The organism is Bacillus crepusculi (genome assembly GCF_014764715.1).
GTDB lineage: Bacteria > Bacillota > Bacilli > Bacillales > Bacillaceae > Bacillus.
On the sequence record NZ_JACXXE010000031.1, the window covers coordinates 1 to 1,267 of the forward strand.

Here is a 1,267-nt window from a genome sequence, read left to right on the forward strand (position 1 = left end):
TTTTAGGTATAGAAATTCAGACTTTAAGATACCAAAAAAGTTCTCGATAACTGCGTTATCGTAACAGTTACCTTTTCGGGACATACTCTGTGTAATCCCACGCTTTTTTAAGGCGTGTCTATATTGCTTCATTTGGTAATGCCATCCTTGATCAGAATGTATCATTGGTTTCTCATCTTCATCTAAACGGTTGAACGCCTGATGAAGCATCGTTGAGACGAGTGAATAAACAGGTCTTGAACCGACTGTATAGGTAATGATTTCACCATTAAATAGATCTAATATGGGCGAAAGATAGAGCTTCTGACCAAATAACTTAAACTCCGTTATATCTGTGACCCATTTCTCATTTGGCCTATCAGCTTGAAAATGACGAGCCAATATATTAGGCGCTATTTTGTTCACTGTGCCTCTGTATGAACGATATTTCTTCACTCGGACCATGCATTTTAGCCCTAGAACTTTCATGATGCGCTGGACTTTTTTGTGATTTACCTTTTGTCCTCGGTTGATTAGTTCATCACGAATCCGGCGATATCCATAACGTCCTTGATGTTCCTGATAAATGGTTTGAATCATCTTTTTCAGTTCGACATCCTGATCAGGACGATCTAAATGCTTGATCAAGTAATAGTAGGTACTGCGTGGAATACATGCGAGCTTAAGAAGTGATTTCACCGGATATTGATGCCTTAAATCATAGACTACTTGCGCTTTGTCTTGTTTGGTGATTGTTCCTTGTTTTGAACTAAGGCATTCAACTTTTTTAAATACTCATTTTCCATGCGCAAATGTTCTACTTCTGCCTGTAACGCTTCCATTGATCCTTTCGTTATTTCTTGTTTTCCAGTTTTCTTTTTCATAGACGGACGCCCCTTTTTCTTAGATTGAAGGGCGTCTACTCCTTGTGTTTCCAAGATGCGCTTCCAGTTCCAAAGCGTGGTATCAGAAGGCAGGTTAAAGAGTGCAGCTGTTTCCAAGATAGACGTCCCATGTTCATTCATATAATCAAGTAAGTCTAGTTTATATTGGACTGGATAATTTGTATATGACTTTGAAAAAGCTTTTTCGCCATGATATTGATACTTTCTGACCCAATATTGAAGTATGCTTTTGTGCACGCCAATCTGTTTTGCAATTCCAAGCAGGGGTTCGCGGTCAATGAGGTATCGTTTTACCGCTTTGATTTTATCTTCAATTGTAAATTTAGCCAAAAGAAAAGCACCTCCAAATGTTAGACTGTGTCTAATATTTGGGGTGCACTTCA

Annotated in this window: 1 protein-coding gene; it reads right to left on the minus strand. The window is 38.6% G+C overall.

The annotated features are described in order from the left end of the window. A protein-coding gene (locus tag IEE86_RS19120) for an IS3 family transposase (RefSeq protein ID WP_191098561.1) occupies positions 1-1,214 on the minus strand; the annotation gives its coding sequence in 2 pieces (ribosomal slippage) (positions 1-770 and positions 770-1,214; 1,215 coding nt annotated over the 2 pieces). This gene is flagged as partial in the annotation. Positions 1,215-1,267 lie beyond the last annotated feature (53 nt).